The sequence below is a fragment of the Kribbella sp. VKM Ac-2566 genome (genome assembly GCF_004366005.1).
In the GTDB taxonomy this organism is placed as follows: Bacteria; Actinomycetota; Actinomycetes; order Propionibacteriales; family Kribbellaceae; genus Kribbella; species Kribbella pratensis.
The window spans coordinates 364,939-384,600 of record NZ_SODT01000011.1; the positions used below are offsets into that span (position 1 = coordinate 364,939).

Below are 19,662 nucleotides of genomic sequence, written 5' to 3' on the forward strand. Positions count from 1 at the left end.
CCTCGCATGGCGCGCCAGGCCTGCCAGCAGTCTCCGCTCGGTGCCCCACCCCAGTTCATGGCGGACAGTACGCGGCTCAGGGGCGGGATCAGGGGTGAATCGGGGAGGAAACGGGTCTGCGGGCGGGGGTGGGCGCGCGTATGGTTTTGGGGTGGCTCAGGATGACGTTCCCCAGGAGAACCGCCCGCAGGATGTCGTGCCCGCGCAGGGCGGTGACGATCCGGTGCTGCGGCGCCGGGTGTCCGATCTCGAGCGGGAGGAGGTCGCCGACATCCTCCGCGACGCCGCGGGCGAGGGCCGGCTGTCGTACACCGAGCTCGAGGACCGGCTCGAGACGCTGTACAGCTCCAAGACATACGGCGAACTGGTCGAGCTGACCGCCGACCTGCCGAACGGCCCGCGCACGCAGAGCGTGCCGACCACCACCCCGCAGTACGGCGGCGCACTGGTGGAAACCGGGCCGGTGATCAACGTGTTCCTGTCCGACTCCAAGCGGATGGGGAACTGGCTGGTCCCGCAGCGCCAGGAGGTGAACGCGGTCCTCGGCGACGTCACGCTCGACTACACCGAGGCGCAGATCCCGTTCGACGAGATCACGATCGACGTGAAGTCGATCCTCGCGGACGTGAAGATCCGGGTCCCGCAGAACGCGATCGTCCTCCTCGACAGCAACCCGATCCTCGGCTCCGTCTCCGAACAGGAAACCGGCCTCAAAGCCGTCCCCGACCCGAACACCCAGCCCGCCACCCCCAAACGCTTCCACATCCGCGGAACCGCCATCCTCGGCGAAATCAAGATCAAACGAGGCCCCCGCCTCACCAAACGCCTCGGCCTCACCTGACGGGCCGGGCTGGGGAGGATAACTGCCCGATCCGGGTGCAGAACCCTCCCCAGGTTCGAAGCATCCACGGTCTGTGGGACGACTCCCTTGGCCTAGCCGGGGGAGGCTACTGTGCGGCGGTGTTCCTCGAGTAGGTCGAGCAGCCAGTACCTGAACGCCACCACATTGCGTACGTACTCCGGGCCGATCCAGAGCTTCCTCCGGTGGACCTTTGATACGACGGCGAACCGGCGGTCGCCGGGCGGACCGTCCAGCTCGGTGATGGCGTCGATCTCGCTCCAAGCCATGAACCGCCTGCGCCCAAGCCGGACGCCGCCCGTGTCGATCGTCAGTACCGGACCCCGGGTGAGCAGCTGCCAGATGCTGAAGCACAATCCGATCACGACCGCCGTCGTGACGACGATGACCACGATGAGCTGCACGCCGCTGATCTTCAGCGCGTGGGGTAGTCCGGCGACGGCCAGCAAGCCCAGTAGACCGAAGGTAGACCAGGTCTGCCGCAGAAGCGGTTGGCGCCGCAGCGGAAACGCGACTCGGCCGGTGCGCCGCAGGTCCGCGGTCCACAGCTCAGTGGGTCCGTCGCCGGTCGCTGTCATTGTCGTCCCGCGGGGATTCCGTACGGCGCTGCTCGTCGAGCACCTCTTGGAGCCAGGTTTGGAAGGTTTGTAGGTCGTTGACGTGTTGCTGGGTGAGGATGAGGTGCTTGGCCCAGATGTTCTTCGGGTAGACATGGAGTTGGCGGGCCAGTTTGGGGCCGGAGACGGGGCCGATGGAGCCGATCTCGGTCCAGGGCATGAAGCGGCGGCGGCCTTGGTGGATGCCTCGGTGGTCGATGACGAGGATCGGGCGCTGGGTGACGAACTGCCAGGCGAACACGGCGACAATGCCGAGGTACGTCGCGATCAGCAGATAGGCGAGGAAGCGCCAGCCGCCGTCGTCGAGCATGTCCGGCAGCCGGCCAAGCGTCAAAGCCGAGTACCCCACCAGCAAAAACCCCGGGAACTGCAGGAACGACCAGCGGCGTAGCGGGAACTCGACGCGGCTGTTGCGATGCCACTCGACCATCCAGGCCTCGGGCAGTCGTTCGCCCATCACAGTCATGTCGCCCCCAGCCCTCACGACTCCACCCCCGGAGCTGGACTCACTGTAGACGACACTTAGCGCATGGGGCGGCTTCGTGTGGTGCTGAGCTGGGCGTTCGTACGTGGTCCGGCAGCGGCGTACGAGCTGGCCGACTCCGGCTCGTCGCTGTTCGGGATCGGGGGCGTGCTCGTCCTGGTCGTGCTCGCCGCGCTCGGCTCCGGCATCGGTGCTCTGGTCGGCCTCATCGCTCACCGTCCGGTCGGCGACGCGGTCTTCGTCGGTGGGATGATCGGGATCGGCATCTTCATGGCGTGGCTGGTGCTGATGGTGGTTGTCGTGGCTGTTCTCTGGGTCCGCGGCCTCAGCCCGGCCGACGCGGCGAGCGGCGAGAAGCTAGCCGGGCGGCATGCCGCGCGAGGCTACGGATGGCGGCGGCCCGGGGAACCACTGGTGCCAGGAAGTCTCGTGCTGTTCTTCGCACTGATGACCTTGGCGTTCGGCAGTCTCGGGCTGCACGCGCGACAGGTGTCGAGACCGTGGGACGGGCCGACGGCAACGACCAGCGGGACGGTCGTCAGTGTGCACGAGCCGGCATGGTTCGAGAAGGGCAGTGGGTCGGTCGACATCCGGTACACCGTCGCGGGAGTGGAGCACGTGATCGAGACCGGCAGGGATCCCGGTGAGCACGTGCTCGCGCTCGGCGAGGTCGTACCCGTCGAGTACGACGTCGCCGAGCCGGCGAAGGCCCGCAGTACCTGGGCTGTCGAGTCCGCGCGGTCGGACGCCACGTTCTGGTTGTGGCTCGGCGGCGGGTGCGGCGTACTGGGACTGCTCAGTGGTGCGGGGTGGCTCGGTGGGCGGTTGCGGTCCAGCGGCCGGCGTGGCGGTTGATCTCGATCGGATGGTCGAACGTCGCCGAGATCAGCTCGGTGGTGATCACGTCGTCGACCGGGCCGGCGGACAGCACGCGGCCTTCGCGGAGGAGGGCGGCGTGGGTGGTGCAGGTGGGGAGCTCCTCGAGGTGATGGGTGACGAGGACCCACGCCAGGTGCGGGTGGCTCAGGTGGATCTGGTCGAGCGTCTCCAGCAGTTGCTCGCGCGCCGCGACGTCCAGGCCGGTCGACGGCTCGTCCAGCAGAAGCAGTTGCGGGTCCGAGATCAGCGCCCGCGCAATCAACGCGCGTCCTCGTTCGCCCTGGGACAGCGTGGTCCAGTGCGCGCCGGCCAACCCGCCGATCCCGAGCAGGTCGATCAGCTCGAGAGCGCGAGCCTCCTGCGCAGGAGTCGGCTCCCAACGCGGCATGCGCTCGATCGTCCCGGTCAGACCGGTCAGTACGACGTCCCGGATGCTCAACGGCGACCGCAGCGGGTGCCGCGGATTCACGTGCCCGATGGACTCCCGCAGGGTGCGAATGTCGACCGTACCGAGCCGGCGTCCGAGGATCTCGACCGTACCGCGGGTGGGATGCGCGACCGCGCCGCACAACCCGAGCAGTGTGCTCTTCCCCGCGCCGTTCGGCCCGAGCAGCGCCCACCGCTCACCCTCGCCCGCGGTCAGCGACACCCCGGACAGCAACGCCTTGCCGTCCCGGACGAAGTCGACGTCCTTCAGTTCGAGCACCCGTAAACCTCCTCGTACAACGCCTTCAACTCCTCCGCACTCGCTTCCCGCCCGGTCGCGTCCGTATGCCGCTGCACGTGCCTCGCGAACTCCCGCTCCTGCTCCGGAGCGAGCCGAATGCCGTACACAGACTCCAGCACATGCGCGATCCCGCCCTTACCGGACTGGCTGTTCACCCGTACGACGGCCTCGTACCCGCGCCCGACGTCCGCCGGATCGATCGGCAGATAAGGCACTTCCCAGACACCGGGCCCCTGTATGGCGAAACCCTTCCGGATCGCGTCCTGGTGGGTTCCCGAGAAGGCGGTGTAGACGAGCTCCCCGACGTACGGATGCCGCGGATGGATCGGCATCCGCGTGCAGTACTCGACCACTTCACGGATCCCGTCGATGTCCGAGAAGTCGATCATCGGGTCGACGCCCTGCGCGTGCAGGTTGAGTGCGAGGGTGGCGATGTCGACGTTGCCGGTGCGTTCGCCGTTGCCGAAGACGCAGCCCTCGACGCGCTGGGCTCCCGCTAGCACTGCTAGCTCCGCGCAGGCGACGCCCGTACCGCGATCGTTGTGCGGATGCACCGAGAGGATGACGCCGTCGCGGCGCGGCAGGTTCTGGTGCATGTACTCGATCTGGTCGGCGTACACGTTCGGCGTGGCGGCCTCGATCGTCGCGGGCAGGTTCAGGATCACCGGCCGCTCCGGCGTCGCGTCCCATTGCTTGGTGAGGTGATCCGCCAGCTCGAGTACGTAGTCCGGCTCGGTCAGGTTGTAGACCTCGGGCGAGAACTGGAACCGCACCGAGTCCCCGGCCAGTCGCAGGATCTCCTCGGAGCCGGCGTAGATCATCGACGCCAGTTCGTCCCGGGTACGACGCAGTACGACGTCCCGCCAGACCGGCGCGGTCGCGGCGTACATGTGGATCACCACGTCGCCGCGCATCCCCGCGACCGACTCCACGGTCCGCTCGATCAGGTCGCGGCGGGCCGGTGTGAACACCACGATCGTGACGTCGTCCGGGACCAGGTCGGACGTGGCCAGCAGTCGCACGAAGTCGAAGTCGGTCTGGGACGCCGACGGGTAGCCGACCTCGATCTCTTTGTAGCCGATGGCAACCATCAGCTCGAAGAACCGGCGCTTGCGTTCGGGGTCCATCGGGTCGGCGAGCGCCTGGTTGCCGTCCCGGAGGTCGACCGGTACCCAGAGCGGGGCTGTCGTGATCCGGCGGTCCGGCCAGGTGCGGTCGACGGGTGCGACCGGGACCCTGGCGAAGATGTCGCGATAGCGGTGGCTGGGCATGGGGGAGGGCTGCTGACGATTCATGACTGGTCCTTCCGGGAAGCGGGGGAGGACCGGCGGACGACTGCACTCCACGGAGGGAGCGCCGGTCGAATCAGCTCCCGCCGTGGCGGCCAAGAAGGAGGAGACCCGAGAGCTTGCGCATGCCGAGCACCGTATCAACTCCTCAGACAAGCTGACAACCTGAGTAGCCCTAGAATGTCCGTCATGATTCGCCGTCATCCGCTCGCCGAGCAGGCAGCCGAGGAGTTGCTACGCCGGATCGGGAGCGGCGAATGGGCCCTCGGAGCCAAGCTTCCCGGTGAGACCACCCTGGCCGCGCAGCTCGGCGTCGGCCGGTCCACGATCCGCGAGGCCGTGCGCGAACTGGCCGGCCGGCGGGTGCTGGAGAGCCGCCAGGGCGCGGGCGTGTTCGTGATCGCGCTACAGGCCGCCGAGGACTGGGACAAGGTGCTGCGGAAGGCCGACATCACCGACGTACTGGAAGGCCGGCTGGCGATCGAGACCGAGGGCGCCCGGCTGGCGGCGACCCGTCGTACGCCGGCCGACCTGAAGAACTTCCGCTACACGCTCGCGGATCGCCGACGGGCCGCCGTGAAGGCGCCCGACGACTGGTACATCGAGGCCGATCTCGCGTTCCACCGCGCGGTGGTGACGGCCGCGCACAACGCCGTACTCACGGAGTTGTTCGACACGTTCGTGCCGCGGATCCGGCGGGCGATGATCGACATGCTCAAGCTCGACGAGGAGCACCGGCATCGCCACGACCAGGCCGCCCACGAGGCGATCGCGGACGCCATCCGCGCCAAGGACCCGGACCTGGCCGCAGCGCGCTCCCGAGAGCACCTCAGCGCAGTACGCAGTTCGATGAACTAGTCCCGGTGCTGTTCGTGGAGTGAGCGCAGCCAGGGGGCGAGGGCGTCCAGGTCGCCGACGTGGTCCTGCGGAATCGAGATCGGTCGGGTACGACGGTCTGCCGGGTTGATCTGTACCGCGCGAGCCAGCGGCCAGCCGGCCGGCTCGTCGATGCTGGTGATGCCCGACCACTGCAGGCTGCGGCCCCGGGTCACGCCCTCGGCGTCCACGGTGATGACCGGGCGGTTCGTGATCAGCTGCCACGCGGTCCAGCCGGTGCCGTAGACGAACGCCGCGAGGGCGGTCAGCCGCAGTACGCCGAGAGCGCCCGAGATCCCGTCCGTGCGCAGATGCTCGACGTTGGTCCAGGCCGACAACACCATCAGCAGACCGAACCCGACCAGCCGCACCGCGAGCCTGCTGCGGCGCGGCCGGAAGTTCACGCTGCCGTTGGACTCCAGTTCGGAGGTCCACGTTTCGGCAGACACCCTCAGGAACCCCATTTCTCCGTGTGCTCGACCGCGGTCGGTGGGTCGGCGCCGTGCCGGGTACAGGTGATCGCCGCTGCCTTCACGGCGTAGTCCACGACGTCCCGCAGCTCCTCGGAGGTGAGTCCGGCCAGCCGCCGCTCACCGAGCAACCCGCGCGCCAGCAGCCCCGCGATCAGCGCCGCCATCAGCGAGTCGCCGGCCCCCACGGTGTCGACCACCTCGATCGCCGGTGCCGGAACCTCTACCCGGACGCCCCGGCCGACGCCGAGCGCGCCGTGTCCGCCGCGTGTGATCACCACGCACTGCGTCCGGTCGGCGGTCAGCAGCTCCTCCGCGATGTCGTCGAGCGACACCCCGGGCCGGAAGAATTCGCAGTCCTCGTCGCTCAACTTCACCAGGTCAGACAGGGCGGCAAGCTCTCGAACGGCGGACCACGCCACCACCGGATCGGGGGTGATCGCCGGCCGCGCGTTCGGGTCGAGCGTGACCGTCACCGGCTGGTCGGCCACTGACTTCAGGAACTCGCGGATCGCGGTCGCCCCGGGCTCGAGCATCATCGCGATCGACCCGGTATGGATCGCCGGGCAGCCCCGGGGCAGCGACAGCTCCGGCGGATCCCAGGTCATGTCGAACTTGTACGTCGCGACCCCGTCGGAATCCAGGGTCGCGGTGGCGGTGCTGGTCCGGAACCCCGGGTCCACCGTCCCGGGCGCGAGCTGGACGCCGTTCCCGAACAGGTGGGACCCGAGGAGATCGCCGTACGGATCGGTGCCGAAACGGGCCACCAGCTCGGTCGGCACACCCATCCGGGCCAGGCCGACCGCGACGTTGGCGGCGAATCCGCCGGGGATCGCCTTGGCCTTGCCATTGCCGTTGCGGGCGGTCTTCGCTGCCGGCCCGACGATGTCCACGAGAGCCTCGCCGATGACGAGGACAGGTGTACTCATCGGGCGTGCTCGAAGTCGATGGCGGAGTAGGCGCGGAGCTTCTCCAGTTGGTGGACGCTCTCGATGGAGCGGATCGTGCCGCTGCGGGAGCGCATGACGAGCGAGTGGGTGCGGGCAGTGGAGCGGCCGTAGCGGACCCCGCGGAGCAGTTCGCCGTCGGTGATGCCGGTCGCGACGAAGAAGCAGTCGTCACCGCTCACCAGGTCGTCGGTGTCGAGCACCTGGTCCAGGTCGTGCCCGGCGTCGAGCGCCTTCTGCCGTTCCGCGTCGTCCCGGGGCCAGAGCTTGCCCTGGATCTTCCCGCCCAGGCACTTCATCGCGCAGGCGGCGATGATTCCCTCCGGTGTACCGCCGATGCCGAGCAGCATGTCCAGACCGGTGTCCGGGCGGGCAGCCTCGACCGCGCCCGCCACGTCGCCGTCGGAGATGAACTTGATCCGCGCGCCGGTGGCCCGGATCTGGGTGGCGAGCTCGTCGTGCCGCGGCCGGTCCAGCAGTACGACGGTGACGTCGTCGACCGAGCTGCCCTTCGCCTTCGCGACGCGGCGGATGTTCTCCGCGACCGGGAGCCGGATGTCGACCACCTCGGCCGCCTCCGGGCCGACGACGAGCTTCTCCATGTAGAAGACCGCGGACGGGTCGTACATCGAGTTCCGGACGGAGACGGCCATCACCGCGATGCCGTTGTTCATGCCCTTCGCGACCAGCGTCGTACCGTCGACCGGGTCGACCGCGACGTCACACTCCGGGCCCTCGCCGGAGCCGACCTGCTCGCCGTTGTACAGCATCGGGGCGTTGTCCTTCTCGCCCTCGCCGATCACCACCACGCCGTCCATGCCGACCGTGCCGATCAGCGTACGCATCGCGTTCACCGCCGCGCCGTCGGCGCCGTTCTTGTCGCCGCGGCCGACCCAGCGGCCCGCCGCCATCGCCGCGGCCTCGGTGACCCGAACCAGTTCGAGGGCGAGGTTACGGTCGGGCGCGTGCGCATCGACCTCGAGATGGGCAGGTGGCGTGGTCGGGTCGGTCATGCTTTTGTTCGCTCGCTGCGCTCGCTCATGCCAACGGATCGTAGCCAACGGCCTTGGCCGCTGTTCGGGCGGATTGCACCTCGCGAGACACTGTGGTCATGAGTTCCACAGGTCAGGACGCTTCCGGCGACGCCGCCGCCCAGGAGAAGGCGGACGTGAAGGCACAGCAGCGGGCGCGGGAGCGGGCGCAGGTTCAGGCGGAGGCGAACGAGTACCGGCAGGCGTACCGGCGGGACAAGCGCAAGTCGCAGACCGTCGGGAACATGGTGTTCGCGCTGGTGATCTGCCTGGCCGTGGTCGCGTTCCTGATCACCGTCACGTGGCGCCCGAAGAAGGAGGCGCAGCCCAACCCGGTCGAGTACACCGCCCAGTTGCAGGACGCCCGGAAGGCCGCCGCCTGGGTCCGCGGGCCGGAGCCGATGCCGTCCGGGTGGACCGCGACCAGCGTGGAATTCCGCACCCCGCAGCAGGAGCCGATCACCTGGCATCTCGGAGTCGTGACGAACGAGAAGAAATACGTCGGCCTCGAGCAGTCCAATGTCACCGGCGGGAAATACGTCGCCGAGAAGCTCGGCCGGACCTCGGACGACGGTACGGCGTCGGTCGGTGGCGTGACCTGGCAACGCAAGGTGCTGCTCGACCGGAAGAACGAGAACGCCTTGCTCCTGGTGGGTTCCGGGGTGACAACGATCGTCGCCGGAAATGCCGGATATCCGGCGCTTGAAGCGTTCGCTTCGGTGCTGCGCTGAACATTTGTGCTGACCTGCGGTAACCACCGGACTGCCCATTTTCCGGTCAATTCCGACCACTTTCCGGACGGTCGTTGACACCTGCCCACGGCAAGGGGTTCGATCGAGGCTCGGCTTGCGTACGCTCGGGGACCAGCAGAAGGGTCGTCGAATGGTCACGCCGTCCCGGGCAGGGAGTTGACCCGCAGATGTTCATCACGGGGCTGTTGCTGGGCGCGGACAGTTCGCCGCATCTCGGATCTCCTTGGCAATTGCTGGCCTATCGCGGCGGCACATTGCTCGGCGCCGCGCTGCAGAGCGCGCGGGAATGCTCGTTCGACCAGTTGGTCGTGACGCTCGGCAGCGCGTCGGAGCAGGTCCACGACCGGATCGATCTCGACGGGGTGCGGGTGGTCGAGTCGCCGCACTCCGACACCGGTAGTTCGTCGATCGTGCCGGCCCTGGACGCGGTCGACCGGCGGGCCGACGGGATCGTCGTACTGCTCGGTGATCAGCCCGGGATCACGTCGGCGAGCGTCTGGTCGCTCGTCGCCGAGGCCTCCACCCCGATCGGTGTCAGCCGGTACGACGACGGCGAGAGCTACCCGTGCTGGTTCGGCCGCGAGCTCTTCGGCGAACTCCGCGGCCTCCGCAGCGACGCCGACCTCTGGGACCCGATCCGCGAAGGCACCCACCCCGTCACCCGAGTGGATGCCATCGGCAACATCCCGCCGCGCGCCACCACCTGGTCCGCCTACCACCAACTCCTGGCCGGCGACCCCGCCTCGACCCACGATCTCCCCCTGGGCACCCACCTCCCCACCGGCCCCCACGCCCGCGGCCGACGCCGCACCTCCACCTGACCTCACCCCCGCGCGACCGCCACCAGTTCGCCTACTCGGCGCCGGCCAGGCGGAGGCCGATGACGCCGATGACGATCAGGGCGATACAGGCGAGGCGGATCGGGGTGATCGGCTCGTGGAACAGGACGATGCCGAGGATGACCACGCCCACCGAGCCGATGCCGGTCCAGATCGCGTACGCCGTACCGACCGGGAGGCGATCGAGTGTCTTCGCGAGCAGGGCGACCGAGATCACGCCGAACACCAGTACGCCGAGCGTCGGCCACAGCCGGCTGAAGCCCTCGCTCGGTTTCAGGCTGAGCGCGAACGCGATCTCGAACGCCGCCGCGGCGAGCAGGATGAGCCATGCCATCAGGCCGCCAGTGCTCCTCTCAGGTGCCGGTGCGTGACGGTCGCGACCCGCGCGCCGAGCGCGGCCGCGGTCCGCAGGTCGGTGGCCGGCGGCGCCTTCTCCGCGGACAGGTCCGCGTCGGACTGCGCCATCGCGCCGAGCCAGCTGCCGAGCCGGTTGAGGTCCTCGATGCTCGCCGTACTGTCCGCCCAGCCCGGGTAGATGTCCAGGCCGACCCAGATCATCCCGTGCTGCGCGGCGAACACGGCCAGGTCGACCAGGCTGTTCAGCTTGTCGCCGGACATCGCTTTCGAGTTGGTGAACCCGGCCGCGATCTTGTCGCGCCAGCCGAGGTCGGCCGCCCAGATCCGCACGCTCTCCTCAGCGAACTTCTTGAACACCCAACTCGGGCTCCCCATGTACGTCGGTGCGCCGAAGATGATCGCGTCGGCGGCCGTCAGCCGCTCCCACACGTCCTCGGTCAGCTCGTCCAGCGGCACCAGATCGGTCGTCGTCTCCGGTACCGACGCGGCGCCCGCGGCCACCGCCTCGGCCTGCTTCGCGGTGTGCCCGTAGCCCGAGTGGTAGGCGATCGCGATCCGAGCGTTGCTCATGTCTTCTTCCTCCAGAGTCTTTAGCGGACTACAGTCCGTCTTATGAACGACAGTACCGGACCACGGTCCGCTTTACAACGGAGTCTTCCGGTCGTGGGGGAGCCGCGGCCGGAGCGGGCGGATGCGCGACGCAATCGGCTCCGGGTGCTGGAGGCTGCCGACCGGCTGTTCACCGAGCGCGGCGTGAAGAACGTCTCGCTGGATGCGATCGCCGCGGAGGCGGGCGTCGGGAAGGGGACCGTGTTCCGGCGGTTCGGCGATCGGGCCGGACTGGCGGTCGCGCTGCTCGACGAGCGCGAGCAGGAGCTCCAGGCGAAGATCATCAGCGGGCCTCTGCCGCTCGGGCCGGGTGCGCCGCCCGACGTACGGGTGCTGGCGTTCCTCGACGCGTACCTCGACCTACTCGATCGGCACGTCGCCCTGTTCATGGACAGCGAGAACGCCTCGGACGGCGCGCGCTACCGCATCGGCTCGTACCACCTCTGGCACCGCCACCTGTCCCACCTGATCGAAGCCGCGCGCCCCGAACTGGACGCGGACTACACGGCCCACGTGTTACTAGCACCGCTAGCAGCCGACCTGCACAACGCCCTCCGCGAACAGGGGTACGACCTCAACCGCATGAAAACCGGCCTCCGAGCGGTAGCAACAAGCCTGTTGTCCGCGTGATTGACCGTGGTGGATGTGCAGAAGGACAGGTAGTGCACCGGTGAGACGCCGTACGCGCCAACCCCGCCACGCTCAGGTGCACTAGGGCCGGCTCTAGTACCTCCTGTTCTTACGCACACCTGCCAGGGGTGCGGTCAGCCTGATCTCGGGGAGGTTGCCGAGCGAGGAGTGGGTGCGGTCGGGCGTTTCCGTGAAGCCGTAGCGCGTGTAGAAGCGGCGCGCGCGGATGTTTGCCTCGAGCACCCAAAGGCGGACTGTGGTGCAGCCGGCGTCGCGGAGGTCGGTGCAGGCGGCGTCGGTCAGGGCGCGGCCGGCGCCGGTTCCCCAGTGGTCGGGGTGGACGAAGAGCGCGTACAGCTCGCCTGTGTTCGGTGGTGCTTCGGCGTCACGCTCCGGGCCCACCCCGGCGTACCCGATCACGTGCTCATCCGCGATTGCGACGTACAGGCGGGACCGTCCGGCAGCGATGCTGTCCGCCCAGGAGGAGGCGATCGAGGCCGGGTCCATGGAGTCCAGGAAGTCCTGCGGGACCAGGCCGGTGAACGCGGCTCGCCAGCTGGCCACGCGGGCTTCGGCGGCCCCGAGCAGATCCTCCGGCCGCGCCGGTCGAGTCACGAGGCTGCCGGGCGGGACGAGCGGTCCGGGCTGGATAGGCGGTCCGGGCTGGGCAGGCGGTCCGGGCGGTCCGGGCATCGGTTCCGCGGTGGTCAGTTGGGCTTTTCCTCGTGGGCGGCTTGGGCCTTGGCGAGGCGTTCGCGGGCGCCGTCCAGCCAGCGTTGGCAGGTGCCGGCGAGTTCTTCGCCGCGTTCCCACAGGGCGAGGGATTCCTCGAGGCTGGTGCCGCCGGCCTCGAGTTTGCGGACCACGTCGACGAGCTCCTCGCGGGCCTGCTCGTAGGTCATCTCGGGTCGGTCGCCGCTCACTTGTCCTCCTCGGACTTGACTTCGACCGCGAAGCGGCCGTCACTGACCCGCGCCTGCAGCAGGTCACCCGGCGCCACCTGCGCCACTTCCCGTACGGCGGTGCCGTCGGCCAACTGGAGTACGGAGTACCCGCGCTCGAGCGTCGCCTTCGGGGACAACGCCCGCACGCTCGCCAACCGGTGCGCGATGTCGTCGCTCGCCCGGTCGAGCCGATGCGTGAGCGTACGCCGGCTGCGCTCGACCAGCGCCGTGATCTCGTCGGACCGCCGCTGCAGATCCGACACCGGCGCCGCCAGTGCCGGCCGCGAACGGATCGCCGCCAGTGCGTGCGCCTCGCGATCCAGCCAGGACCGGATCGCCCGCAGGCCGCGCTCGCGCAACTGCCGTACGCCGTCCAGCTCCTCGCGGACGTCCGGCACGATCCGCTTCGCCGCGTCGGTCGGTGTCGACGCCCGGAGGTCCGCGACCAGGTCGAGCAGCGGCGAGTCCGGCTCGTGCCCGATCGCGCTCACCACCGGCGTACCCGTCTTGGACACCGCCCGGATCAGACCCTCGTCGGAGAACGGCAGCAGATCCTCCAGCGACCCGCCGCCGCGCGCGATCACGATCACCTCGACCGCGTCGTCGGCGTCCAGCTTCCGCAGCGCGGTCATCACCTCACCGGCCGCCGACGGGCCCTGCACCGACGCGTACTCGATCCGGAACGCGACCGCCGGCCAGCGCCGCTTCGCGTTCTCCAGTACGTCGCGCTCGGCCGCGGAGTCGCGTCCGCAGATCAGCCCGATCGTGTGCGGGAGGAACGGCAGCTTCTTCTTCCGGTAGGGCTCGAAGAGGCCCTCGGCCGCGAGCAGCTGCTTCAGCCGCTCGATCCGGGCCAGCAGCTCGCCGATCCCGACGTGGCGGATCTCGTTGACGGCCAGGGCGAGCGTGCCGCGGCGGGCGAAGAAGTTCGGCTTGGCGTGCACCAGCACCCGCGAGCCGTCGCGGACCTCGACCGCCTCGAACACCCGCCGGTTGCAGGTGAATCGCAACGAGATGTCCGCGTCGGTGTCGCGCAGGGTCCCGAAGACCGTCGTCGTACCGCGCCCGATCGAGACGTCCGTCAGTTGCCCCTCGACCCACACGGCACCGAGCTGGTTGATCCAGCTCGCGATCCCGTTCGCGATTGTCCGCACGGCCGCAGGCGCTTCCGGCGAGGTCTCCAAAGCCACCCCCAGACCCTACGACCCCACACCGACATTCCCTAACGTTGAGTAATGCGCCCGCTCCTGCTGCTGGATTTCGACGGTCCGCTCAACCCGCACCGGGCCGTGGGGGTGCCGCCGGGGTACGAGCGGCACGAGATCGTTGAGGGTGCGAGGACCTGGCGGGTTCTGCTCAATCCGCTGCACGGGGTGGAGCTCAACGCGCTCGCGGACAGTTTCGAGCTGGTGTGGGCCAGTAGCTGGGAGCACGGCGCCAATCGCCTGCTCGGGCCCCTCCTCGGGCTGCCTGAGCTGCCGACAATTCTCTGGCCCGATCGCACGCCGGTACGCCGTGGTTCCTGGAAAGCGCCGTACGTCGCGGACTGGGTCGGTGATCGTCCGTTCGCCTGGGTGGACGACGAGGTGGGGGAGACCGAGCGGACCCGGTTCCCCGGTGCGCATCAGCTGATTCATCCGGTCGACGCGCGGGTCGGTCTGACCGCTGCGGACTTCGGGACGCTGCGGGCGTGGGCGTCCGGAAAATCCTTTGCGCACAAGGCGTTTCCAGGTGATTCTTGACGTGCTGGTAACACCTCCCACGGAGGAGCCGTCCGGACAGGGCGGACGGCTCCCCGATGTACGTTCGTCGTGACGTGGCTCACGGCGCTGGATCCGGGCGTGTGCACGGCGGCCCGTACCATGGGGACCGTGACCTCTCAGCCTGACGACACCGGTGCGACGACCGCGACGAAGACGAAGCGGGTGCTGCTTGCGGCGCCCCGTGGGTACTGCGCGGGTGTCGACCGGGCCGTGGTGGCGGTGGAGAAGGCGCTCGACCTGTACGGGCCGCCGGTGTACGTGCGCAAAGAGATCGTGCACAACAAGTACGTCGTACAGACGCTGCAGAAGCGTGGTGCGATCTTCGTCGACGAGACCGACGAGGTACCCGAGGGCGAGACGGTCATCTTCTCCGCGCACGGCGTCGCCCCGGTGGTGCACGAGGAGGCGGCCGCGCGGCAGCTGAAGACCATCGACGCGACCTGCCCGCTGGTCACCAAGGTGCACCACGAGGCGAAGCGGTTCGCCGCGACCGACTACGACATCCTGCTGATCGGCCACGAGGGCCACGAGGAGGTCATCGGCACCTCCGGCGAGGCCCCGGAGCACGTCACGCTCGTCGACGGTCCGGACGACGTACCGAGTGTCACCGTCCGTGACCCGGAGAAGGTCGTCTGGCTGTCCCAGACCACGCTGTCGGTCGACGAGACGATGGAGACGGTACGGCGGTTGCGCGAGCGGTTCCCGCACCTGCAAGACCCGCCGAGCGACGACATCTGCTACGCCACCCAGAACCGCCAGGCCGCGGTCAAGAAGCTCGCCCCGGAAGCCGACCTGATGCTCGTTGTCGGCTCCCGGAACTCGTCGAACTCGGTGCGCCTGGTCGAGGTCGCGATCGAGCACGGCGCGAAGGCCGGCTACCTGGTCGACTACGCCGAGGAGATCGACGAGGCCTGGCTGGAGGGCGTCGACTCGGTCGGTGTCAGCAGTGGCGCGAGCGTGCCGGAGGTGCTGGTCCGCGACGTCCTGCGCTGGCTCGCCGAGCGCGGGTACGGCGACGTACAGGAGGTCACCACCGCGGAGGAGAGCCTGACGTTCGCCCTCCCGCGCGACCTCCGCACCGACCTGAAGGCAGCCGGCCTCCCCACCACCGGCACCTCCGACCACGCCTGGACTATTTGACCGTCACCTTCACGGTCTTGGTGGTCGTGAACGCGCTGTTCTTGGCATTGCAGTACCGCACTTCATAGCGCAGCGTGTACGTGCCCGGCTGCGCGTAGGTATGCGTCTCGATCGAGTACGTCTCATGACCGGTCTTCCGCGTCGTGCCTCCACACCCAGGCGAACCGCCGTCCGAACCGCCCTGCGCGCCGTCGCCCCAGTAGTAGTTCGTTCCGCCGGAGAGGTTGAGGAACGAGGTGTCGGCGGGCAGGTTCCGTCCATTCTCCGTGGGAACGATGACGGTGCCCGAGAGCGTCACCTTCACCGAGACCGTGCGGCCGGTGACGGTCGGCTTGAGTACGACGTCGACCGCAATCGGCCGAACCGGCGGAGGCGTGTTCTTGGTGCCTCCCGTTGTCGTCGTACCGGTCGGCCGCTCAGTGCTTCTCGGCGTCCCGGTGGTTGTCCCCGTGGTTGTCCCGGTGGTCGTCCCGGTTGTCGTGCCCGTCGTGGTGCTGGTCGCGCCGGTCGAGGCCGGTGGCGTCGCTGACGGCGTACTGGTCGGCGGGCCGGTGACGATCGTCACGGGTGCGCTCGGGGTGTTCGTGATCGGCGGACTGCTGTTGACGTCCGCGAGGTTGCCAGCGGCAACAGCGACGGCGACCACCGCGGCCGCGGCCAGGGTCAGTGCGCCGGCCGTACGACGGCGCCGGGCGGTCCGGACCCGGGCGAACACGGACTCGCTCGGCATCGCGGTGGGCGGCGGCGGGTCGGCGACCAGTCGCTCGAACTGCTGCTTGAGATCGTCGGTCATTGGTCAGCCCTCCTTCTGGGCCGGAGCGGAAACGGCGGCGACCAGGTGGTGTTCGCGGAGCTTGGCCAGTCCGCGGGAGACGTTCGACTTCACGGTGCCGACCGAGCAGCCCATGATCTGGGCGATCTCGGCCTCCGGAAGGTCCTCGAAGTACCGCAGGACCAGCGTCGCGCGCGTCCTGCGGGGGAGTCCGGCGAGTGCCCGCAGCAACAGGTCACGGTCGTCGACCGAGCCGTACTGCTCGCGTGCCTGCGGCTCCGGCAACTGTTCGGTCGGCGTTTCCCCGCGCCACTTCCGGCGCCACCACTGCGTGCTGGTGTTCACCATCACAGTCCGGGTGTAGCTCTCCAGCGCGCTGCTGCTGCGCAACGAGTTCCGGTGGAACCACACCTTCGTCAGTGCGGTTTGCACCAGGTCCTCGGCCAGGTGCCATTCACCGGTCAGCAGGTAGCCGAACTTCTGCAGTGCGGTGAATCGCCCGTCCACGAACTCAGCGAATTCGTGGTCGCGTCCTGGATCCATTCCAACTCCCATCTCACTCAACTCGGTCAGCCTTGAGATGGCGTGACCCGAAGGAAAGGTTGAGCAGTGAGCTGGATGATCTCAGGCGAGTTCGTCGTACGCCGCTTGGGCCTTGGTGATCGCGGGCACGTGGGTCTCCGCCCAGTCGGTGATCACGCTGATCGGCTCGATCAGGGACGCGCCCATCGGGGTCAGGGTGTAGACGACCCGTGGCGGGATCTCCGGGTAGACCTCGCGGGTGATCAGGCCGTCGCGCTCCATCCGGCGCAGGGTCTGGGTGAGGACCTTGGGTGCGACCCGGCCGATGCCGTCGCGGAGCTCGGTGAAGCGGAGCGGGCCGCTGCGCAGGCTCAGGACGACGAGCACCGTCCACTTGTCGCCGATCCGGTCCAGGATCGTGCGGGTCGGGCAGTTCGGGTCGAACGCGTTGCCTTTGGTTACCACAAGGTACTTATAGCACGTTGAAGTAGCCAGTTACCAATGGATACCGTCGAGGTCAGGTCAAGAGACAAGGAGCAGAGATGAAGATCGCGGTGTTCGGCGCGAGTGGGATGGTCGGCAGCCGGGTGGCGGCCGAGGCGGTCGGCCGTGGGCACGAGGTGGCCGGCGTGACCCGCTCCGGCGGCGAACTGCCGGACGGCGTCCGCGCGGTGCAGGGGAGTGCGAACGACGCCGCGGTGGTCAAGGAGCTGGCGGTGGACTCGGACGTGCTGGTTGCGGCGATCGGGCCGAGCCGGACCGGCGGCGACCACCAGGAGTACCTGGACGCGGTCGACAACCTGATCGCCGCGGTGCGGGGGACGGCGACCCGGCTGCTCGTGGTTGGTGGCGCCGGCAGCCTGGTTGTCAACGGCAACCGGGTGGTGGACGGCTCGGACTTCCCGGCCGAGTACAAGGGCGAGTCGTTGACCGTCTCGCAGGCGCTCGAGAACCTGCGCGCGAGCGACGTGAACTGGACCATGCTGTCCCCGGCCTTCGTGATCGCCCCCGGCGAGCGCACCGGCGTCTTCCGCCTGGGCCAGGACGAGCCCGTCGGCGACCACATCTCCGCCGAGGACTACGCGGTAGCCCTGATCGACGAGGCCGAAACCCCCGCCCACAACCGCCGCCGCTTCACGCTCGGCTACTGACTGGGGATAGGCGTTGGGGACTGGGAACTGGCTATTGCCTATGCCCAGTCACCGGAGGGTGTTCCCGCTTCAGGTGCTGAGGGATTTGCCGAGGTAGCCGCGGGCGAGCATCGTGACCCATTGGTAGACGGCGTCCTCGGCGGGTGCGAGCGGGCCGGGGCGGAAGTGCGGGGACTCGGCGCCGCGTTGGACCGACTCACAGGCGGCCCAGTCCTCGCGGTTCGTGATGTCCCAGAACTCCACGGCGTACGACGGGTCCGTCACTTCGGGCCGGAAGTACCAGGAGCACTCGATCGCGGTCAGGCCCGGGGTGCGCGGTTCGAGGCGATGGGTCATCACATAGTCGGGGTGCAGTGAGATCAGCAGGTTCGGGAACAGGCCGAGGTAGCTGACCTGGCGCGGGTCTACGCCGGCAATCGGGACCCCGAGTGACCGGCCGTCGAGCGACATCGTCTCGGCGTCCGGTCGCAGGTCCATCAGTCCGCCGACCCACGCGCCGGGCAGGTTCCAGTTGTCGCCCGAGGTCGGCGGCGACACCTTGCACAGCTCGGGATGGATCAGCGGGCAGTGGTAGCACTCGTGGTAGTTCTCCACGATCGTCTTCCAGTTCGCCGCCACGTCGTACGCGTGTCGCGCCTTCAGAACAAGGGTTTCCGGCGCGTACGGCGCGACGAGGTCGGTGATCCCGCCGAGATGGTCCTCGAACGCCGCCGCCGTACCGGTCGCATTCACGAACAGCCAACCGTGCCACACCGCGACCGGCAGTTCGACGAGCCCGTACGGCGACGTGTCGAAGGACTCGCCCATCCGCGGCGCCGCCTTCACCGACCCGTCGAGCCCGTACGACCACCCGTGGTACGGGCAGACCACGGCCCGGCGGTCACTCGTCTCGTCCCGGCGGAGCAGCTCGTGACCGCGATGGCGGCACGTGTTCGCGAACGCCCGCGGTACGTCGCCGAACGTGACGACGGTCGCGATGTCGCCGACGGTCACCTCGCGGTACGTCGTACCGTCGGACAGCTCGTCGACGCGGCCGAGGCACGTCCAGGTGCCGGCGAAGAAGTGCCGGCGCTCCCAGGCGAGCACCTCCGGATCGACGTACGCCGCCCGCGGCAACATGACCGATTCACCATGCGGCCGCAGCGAGGCTTCCAGGGCGCGCGCGTCAACGGGAGGGTTCGCCATCCCTCAACTATCGGGTGTGTTCGACGTACTTGCCCAGCACGTAGTCCCAACCTGTGTCGTAGCTGAGGCGGGCTCGGGCGCCGTCGTCGCGGCGCTCCCAGCCGGAGTGCACGAGCTGAACCTGTGTGCCGCCGTCGGTGGCGTTGAACGTCACCGTGACCTGTCCGGCTTCCGACGGATCCTGCCCGGGGTGCCAGCTGAAGCTCAGCGACTTCGGCGGATCCCAGTCCGACAGGGTGCCCCAGGTGGCGATCTCGCCGTCGGCGCCGTACTCGACGATGCGTCCGCCGACGGCGCCCTCCAGTCGTACCTCGTTCGCCGCCGCCGCGCCGACCGAGTGGCTGAACAGCGGCCACCACGCCGACGTCTCGGCGGTGAACGCCTCGAACGCCCGGTCGACCCCGACCGGTACCACGACGGTCTTCACCAACGGCGAGATGTCTTGTTCCACAGTCATTTCCGCTCCTCCTCGGTCCGCCGTACGTGGTCGGCGTACGCCTGCAACGTGTCGCCCCAGAACTGGTCGAGCCAGCTGCGCAGCTCGCCGAGACCCGCCTGATGGACCCGGTAGATGTTCCGGGTCCCGCGCGACTCGTGCTGCACCAGCCCGACCGCGCCGAGCACCTTCAGGTGCTGCGAGATCGCGGGACGGCTGACGGGCACGCGCTCGGCCAGTACGCCGACCGAGCACGGCCCGCCGGTGCGCAGCGTCTCGAGGATCACCCGGCGCGTCGGGTCGCCGAGCGCGTCCAGCACCGGTCCGGCAGCTTCGAGTGATCCGTAAGTCCCCACGAACGGTAAGTTGCCACTAACGGAGCC

At 68.9% G+C, this 19,662-nt stretch carries 27 protein-coding genes; 9 read left to right on the top strand and 18 right to left on the bottom strand.

All coding sequences use genetic code 11. The features are described from left to right. Positions 1-151: 151 nt before the first annotated feature. A complete protein-coding gene (locus tag EV647_RS24465) occupies positions 152-841 on the top strand; it encodes a DUF1707 domain-containing protein (RefSeq protein ID WP_134006670.1) in 690 nt (229 codons plus the stop codon). Between the two features lie 92 nt (positions 842-933). Here EV647_RS24465 and EV647_RS24470 read toward each other — a convergent pair whose 3' ends face one another. Both EV647_RS24470 and EV647_RS24475 read right to left on the bottom strand, forming a co-directional pair. Then, positions 934-1,437, bottom strand: a complete 504-nt coding sequence (locus tag EV647_RS24470) for a hypothetical protein (protein WP_134006672.1) — start codon at positions 1,435-1,437, stop codon at positions 934-936. Continuing rightward, complete coding sequence (locus EV647_RS24475; RefSeq protein WP_238177373.1) at positions 1,409-1,942, bottom strand: hypothetical protein; 534 nt, start codon at positions 1,940-1,942, stop codon at positions 1,409-1,411. Before EV647_RS24475 ends, EV647_RS24470 begins: the two co-directional genes overlap by 29 nt. 63 nt (positions 1,943-2,005) lie before the next feature. Here EV647_RS24475 and EV647_RS24480 point away from each other — a divergent pair, with 63 nt between their 5' ends. Continuing rightward, positions 2,006-2,815: a DUF3592 domain-containing protein gene (locus EV647_RS24480; RefSeq protein WP_134006676.1), complete on the top strand. Its 810-nt coding sequence runs from the start codon at positions 2,006-2,008 to the stop codon at positions 2,813-2,815. On the opposite strand, the gene EV647_RS24485 is transcribed toward EV647_RS24480, so the two are convergent. Further along, a complete protein-coding gene (locus tag EV647_RS24485; RefSeq protein WP_134006678.1) occupies positions 2,757-3,545 on the bottom strand; it encodes an ABC transporter ATP-binding protein in 789 nt (262 codons plus the stop codon). The two genes, EV647_RS24480 and EV647_RS24485, sit on opposite strands and share 59 nt — an antisense overlap. Next, positions 3,533-4,861, bottom strand: coding sequence for a 2-isopropylmalate synthase (locus EV647_RS24490; RefSeq protein WP_238177374.1), 1,329 nt, complete (start codon positions 4,859-4,861; stop codon positions 3,533-3,535). The genes EV647_RS24485 and EV647_RS24490 overlap by 13 nt, the downstream gene beginning before the upstream one ends. Positions 4,862-5,044: 183 nt before the next feature. Here EV647_RS24490 and EV647_RS24495 point away from each other — a divergent pair, with 183 nt between their 5' ends. Continuing rightward, entirely contained in the window at positions 5,045-5,713 is a 669-nt protein-coding gene (locus EV647_RS24495) for a FadR/GntR family transcriptional regulator (RefSeq protein ID WP_238175567.1), read from the top strand. On the opposite strand, the gene EV647_RS24500 is transcribed toward EV647_RS24495, so the two are convergent. From EV647_RS24500 to glpX, 3 genes are read right to left on the bottom strand one after another with little or no spacing between them, the layout of a single operon-like run. Further along, positions 5,710-6,180 (bottom strand): hypothetical protein, encoded by a 471-nt coding sequence (locus EV647_RS24500; protein WP_134006682.1) that lies wholly within the window; start codon positions 6,178-6,180, stop codon positions 5,710-5,712. The two genes, EV647_RS24495 and EV647_RS24500, sit on opposite strands and share 4 nt — an antisense overlap. A 2-nt stretch (positions 6,181-6,182) precedes the next feature. Next, complete coding sequence (locus EV647_RS24505; RefSeq protein WP_134006684.1) at positions 6,183-7,130, bottom strand: carbohydrate kinase; 948 nt, start codon at positions 7,128-7,130, stop codon at positions 6,183-6,185. Next, a complete protein-coding gene (gene glpX, locus EV647_RS24510; RefSeq protein ID WP_134006686.1) occupies positions 7,127-8,161 on the bottom strand; it encodes a class II fructose-bisphosphatase in 1,035 nt (344 codons plus the stop codon). Before glpX ends, EV647_RS24505 begins: the two co-directional genes overlap by 4 nt. 98 nt (positions 8,162-8,259) lie before the next feature. Between glpX and EV647_RS24515 the strand changes: the two genes are divergently transcribed. Beyond that, a complete protein-coding gene (locus tag EV647_RS24515) occupies positions 8,260-8,910 on the top strand; it encodes a DUF4245 domain-containing protein (protein ID WP_134006688.1) in 651 nt (216 codons plus the stop codon). A 188-nt stretch (positions 8,911-9,098) separates the two neighbouring features. Beyond that, positions 9,099-9,752, top strand: a complete 654-nt coding sequence (locus EV647_RS24520) for an NTP transferase domain-containing protein (RefSeq protein ID WP_134006690.1) — start codon at positions 9,099-9,101, stop codon at positions 9,750-9,752. A 31-nt stretch (positions 9,753-9,783) separates the two neighbouring features. Here the strand turns inward: EV647_RS24520 and EV647_RS24525 are convergent, their stop codons facing one another. Then, on the bottom strand, positions 9,784-10,104 hold the full coding sequence (locus EV647_RS24525) for a multidrug efflux SMR transporter (RefSeq protein ID WP_134006692.1): 321 nt from the start codon (positions 10,102-10,104) through the stop codon (positions 9,784-9,786). Further along, a complete protein-coding gene (locus EV647_RS24530) occupies positions 10,104-10,697 on the bottom strand; it encodes a flavodoxin family protein (protein WP_133783117.1) in 594 nt (197 codons plus the stop codon). The genes EV647_RS24525 and EV647_RS24530 overlap by 1 nt, the downstream gene beginning before the upstream one ends. A gap of 93 nt (positions 10,698-10,790) precedes the next feature. On the opposite strand from EV647_RS24530, the gene EV647_RS24535 reads away from it, so the two are divergent. Then, positions 10,791-11,366, top strand: a complete 576-nt coding sequence (locus EV647_RS24535) for a TetR/AcrR family transcriptional regulator (RefSeq protein WP_238177375.1) — start codon at positions 10,791-10,793, stop codon at positions 11,364-11,366. Positions 11,367-11,459: 93 nt separating this feature from the next. Here EV647_RS24535 and EV647_RS24540 read toward each other — a convergent pair whose 3' ends face one another. From EV647_RS24540 to xseA, 3 genes are all read right to left on the bottom strand, one after another. Then, on the bottom strand, positions 11,460-11,981 hold the full coding sequence (locus EV647_RS24540; protein WP_166680024.1) for a GNAT family N-acetyltransferase: 522 nt from the start codon (positions 11,979-11,981) through the stop codon (positions 11,460-11,462). Positions 11,982-12,073: 92 nt separating this feature from the next. After that, on the bottom strand, positions 12,074-12,268 hold the full coding sequence (locus EV647_RS24545) for an exodeoxyribonuclease VII small subunit (RefSeq protein WP_133783368.1): 195 nt from the start codon (positions 12,266-12,268) through the stop codon (positions 12,074-12,076). Positions 12,269-12,285: 17 nt separating this feature from the next. Continuing rightward, positions 12,286-13,500: an exodeoxyribonuclease VII large subunit gene (gene xseA / locus EV647_RS24550; RefSeq protein ID WP_134006697.1), complete on the bottom strand. Its 1,215-nt coding sequence runs from the start codon at positions 13,498-13,500 to the stop codon at positions 12,286-12,288. A gap of 45 nt (positions 13,501-13,545) precedes the next feature. Here xseA and EV647_RS24555 point away from each other — a divergent pair, with 45 nt between their 5' ends. Next, positions 13,546-14,052 carry an HAD domain-containing protein gene (locus EV647_RS24555; RefSeq protein ID WP_134006699.1) on the top strand — a complete coding sequence of 169 codons (507 nt, stop codon included), beginning with the start codon at positions 13,546-13,548 and terminating at the stop codon, positions 14,050-14,052. Positions 14,053-14,172: 120 nt separating this feature from the next. Next, positions 14,173-15,213: a 4-hydroxy-3-methylbut-2-enyl diphosphate reductase gene (locus EV647_RS24560; protein WP_134007598.1), complete on the top strand. Its 1,041-nt coding sequence runs from the start codon at positions 14,173-14,175 to the stop codon at positions 15,211-15,213. On the opposite strand, the gene EV647_RS24565 is transcribed toward EV647_RS24560, so the two are convergent. From EV647_RS24565 to EV647_RS24575, 3 genes are all read right to left on the bottom strand, one after another. Next, complete coding sequence (locus EV647_RS24565) at positions 15,206-16,006, bottom strand: hypothetical protein (RefSeq protein WP_134006701.1); 801 nt, start codon at positions 16,004-16,006, stop codon at positions 15,206-15,208. The genes EV647_RS24560 and EV647_RS24565 overlap by 8 nt on opposite strands. A 3-nt stretch (positions 16,007-16,009) precedes the next feature. After that, positions 16,010-16,528 (bottom strand): SigE family RNA polymerase sigma factor, encoded by a 519-nt coding sequence (locus tag EV647_RS24570; protein WP_134006703.1) that lies wholly within the window; start codon positions 16,526-16,528, stop codon positions 16,010-16,012. 81 nt (positions 16,529-16,609) lie between these two features. Next, positions 16,610-16,972: a helix-turn-helix domain-containing protein gene (locus EV647_RS24575; RefSeq protein WP_134006705.1), complete on the bottom strand. Its 363-nt coding sequence runs from the start codon at positions 16,970-16,972 to the stop codon at positions 16,610-16,612. 77 nt (positions 16,973-17,049) lie between these two features. On the opposite strand from EV647_RS24575, the gene EV647_RS24580 reads away from it, so the two are divergent. Next, on the top strand, positions 17,050-17,658 hold the full coding sequence (locus EV647_RS24580) for an NAD(P)-dependent oxidoreductase (protein WP_134006707.1): 609 nt from the start codon (positions 17,050-17,052) through the stop codon (positions 17,656-17,658). 69 nt (positions 17,659-17,727) lie between these two features. On the opposite strand, the gene EV647_RS24585 is transcribed toward EV647_RS24580, so the two are convergent. From EV647_RS24585 to EV647_RS24595, 3 genes are read right to left on the bottom strand one after another with little or no spacing between them, the layout of a single operon-like run. Beyond that, positions 17,728-18,843 (bottom strand): SRPBCC family protein, encoded by a 1,116-nt coding sequence (locus EV647_RS24585; protein WP_134006709.1) that lies wholly within the window; start codon positions 18,841-18,843, stop codon positions 17,728-17,730. Between the two features lie 7 nt (positions 18,844-18,850). After that, a complete protein-coding gene (locus tag EV647_RS24590; protein WP_134006711.1) occupies positions 18,851-19,300 on the bottom strand; it encodes an SRPBCC domain-containing protein in 450 nt (149 codons plus the stop codon). Continuing rightward, positions 19,297-19,635 carry a helix-turn-helix transcriptional regulator gene (locus tag EV647_RS24595; RefSeq protein ID WP_202876305.1) on the bottom strand — a complete coding sequence of 113 codons (339 nt, stop codon included), beginning with the start codon at positions 19,633-19,635 and terminating at the stop codon, positions 19,297-19,299. The genes EV647_RS24590 and EV647_RS24595 overlap by 4 nt, the downstream gene beginning before the upstream one ends. Positions 19,636-19,662 lie beyond the last annotated feature (27 nt).

Bases quoted from the DNA above. Each gene is read 5' to 3' on its own strand.
- EV647_RS24470 (WP_134006672.1), bottom strand. From the start codon at position 1,437: ATGACAGCGACCGGCGACGGACCCACTGAGCTGTGGACCGCGGACCTG.
- EV647_RS24475 (WP_238177373.1), bottom strand. From the start codon at position 1,942: ATGACTGTGATGGGCGAACGACTGCCCGAGGCCTGGATGGTCGAGTGG.
- EV647_RS24480 (WP_134006676.1), top strand. From the start codon at position 2,006: ATGGGGCGGCTTCGTGTGGTGCTGAGCTGGGCGTTCGTACGTGGTCCG.
- EV647_RS24490 (WP_238177374.1), bottom strand. From the start codon at position 4,861: ATGAATCGTCAGCAGCCCTCCCCCATGCCCAGCCACCGCTATCGCGAC.
- EV647_RS24495 (WP_238175567.1), top strand. From the start codon at position 5,045: ATGATTCGCCGTCATCCGCTCGCCGAGCAGGCAGCCGAGGAGTTGCTA.
- EV647_RS24505 (WP_134006684.1), bottom strand. From the start codon at position 7,130: ATGAGTACACCTGTCCTCGTCATCGGCGAGGCTCTCGTGGACATCGTC.
- glpX (WP_134006686.1), bottom strand. From the start codon at position 8,161: ATGACCGACCCGACCACGCCACCTGCCCATCTCGAGGTCGATGCGCAC.
- EV647_RS24515 (WP_134006688.1), top strand. From the start codon at position 8,260: ATGAGTTCCACAGGTCAGGACGCTTCCGGCGACGCCGCCGCCCAGGAG.
- EV647_RS24520 (WP_134006690.1), top strand. From the start codon at position 9,099: ATGTTCATCACGGGGCTGTTGCTGGGCGCGGACAGTTCGCCGCATCTC.
- EV647_RS24525 (WP_134006692.1), bottom strand. From the start codon at position 10,104: ATGGCATGGCTCATCCTGCTCGCCGCGGCGGCGTTCGAGATCGCGTTC.
- EV647_RS24530 (WP_133783117.1), bottom strand. From the start codon at position 10,697: ATGAGCAACGCTCGGATCGCGATCGCCTACCACTCGGGCTACGGGCAC.
- EV647_RS24545 (WP_133783368.1), bottom strand. From the start codon at position 12,268: ATGACCTACGAGCAGGCCCGCGAGGAGCTCGTCGACGTGGTCCGCAAA.
- EV647_RS24555 (WP_134006699.1), top strand. From the start codon at position 13,546: ATGCGCCCGCTCCTGCTGCTGGATTTCGACGGTCCGCTCAACCCGCAC.
- EV647_RS24560 (WP_134007598.1), top strand. From the start codon at position 14,173: ATGGGGACCGTGACCTCTCAGCCTGACGACACCGGTGCGACGACCGCG.
- EV647_RS24565 (WP_134006701.1), bottom strand. From the start codon at position 16,006: ATGACCGACGATCTCAAGCAGCAGTTCGAGCGACTGGTCGCCGACCCG.
- EV647_RS24570 (WP_134006703.1), bottom strand. From the start codon at position 16,528: ATGGATCCAGGACGCGACCACGAATTCGCTGAGTTCGTGGACGGGCGA.
- EV647_RS24580 (WP_134006707.1), top strand. From the start codon at position 17,050: ATGAAGATCGCGGTGTTCGGCGCGAGTGGGATGGTCGGCAGCCGGGTG.
- EV647_RS24585 (WP_134006709.1), bottom strand. From the start codon at position 18,843: ATGGCGAACCCTCCCGTTGACGCGCGCGCCCTGGAAGCCTCGCTGCGG.
- EV647_RS24590 (WP_134006711.1), bottom strand. From the start codon at position 19,300: ATGACTGTGGAACAAGACATCTCGCCGTTGGTGAAGACCGTCGTGGTA.